This is a genomic window from Polynucleobacter sp. 35-46-11 (assembly GCF_002281105.1).
The window spans coordinates 1-1,051 of record NZ_NCFJ01000735.1; the positions used below are offsets into that span (position 1 = coordinate 1).

1 protein-coding gene is annotated in these 1,051 nt (G+C 46.0%); it reads left to right on the top strand.

Annotated features, from left to right (window positions below; translation table 11 throughout):
• Positions 1 to 13 precede the first annotated feature (13 nt).
• A partial coding sequence (gene groEL, locus B7Y67_RS19195; protein WP_293600000.1) for a chaperonin GroEL occupies positions 14 to 1,051 on the top strand: 1,038 nt, incomplete at its 3' end.

Here is a 1,051-nt window from a genome sequence, read left to right on the forward strand (position 1 = left end):
AAGGAACTCAATCATGGCAGCAAAAGACGTCGTATTTGGAGATAACGCCCGTACCAAGATGGTAGAAGGCGTAAACATTCTGGCGAACGCAGTAAAAACTACTTTGGGACCAAAAGGTCGTAACGTGGTTATCGAGCGTTCATTTGGCGGCCCAACCATCACTAAGGATGGCGTATCCGTAGCTAAAGAAATCGAACTCAAAGATAAGCTCCAGAACATGGGTGCTCAGATGGTGAAGGAAGTTGCTTCCAAAACCAATGACATCGCTGGTGACGGTACAACTACCGCAACTGTATTGGCTCAGTCTATCGTTCGCGAAGGTATGAAATACGTAGTTTCAGGTCACAACCCAATGGACTTGAAGCGCGGTATTGATAAAGCAGTTACAGCTGCAATCGAAGAGCTCAAGAAGATCAGTAAGCCTTGTACAACTACTAAAGAAATCGCTCAAGTTGGTTCAATCTCAGCTAACAGCGATCACAGCATTGGTCAGCGAATTGCTGAAGCAATGGAAAAAGTAGGTAAAGAAGGTGTTATTACTGTTGAAGATGGTAAGTCTTTGGAAGATGAGCTTGAAGTAGTTGAAGGTATGCAGTTTGACCGCGGCTACCTCTCTCCATATTTCATTAACCAACCTGAAAAGCAAGTTGCCGTATTGGAAACTCCTTACGTTCTCTTGTTTGACAAGAAAGTTAGCAACATCCGTGATTTGCTCCCAGTACTCGAGCAAGTAGCGAAGTCTGGTCGTCCATTGTTGATCATTGCAGAAGATGTTGAAGGCGAAGCCTTGGCAACTTTGGTTGTGAACAATATCCGCGGCATCATCAAGACTTGTGCTGTTAAGGCCCCAGGCTTTGGCGATCGTCGTAAAGCCATGTTGGAAGACATCGCGATTTTGACTGGCGGTACAGTGATCGCTGAAGAAATCGGCCTCACACTCGAGAAAACAACTCTTGAGCACTTGGGTCAAGCCAAGCGTATCGAAGTAGGCAAAGAAAACACCATCATCATTGACGGTGCTGGCGATGCTAAAGCAATCGAAGCGCGCGTG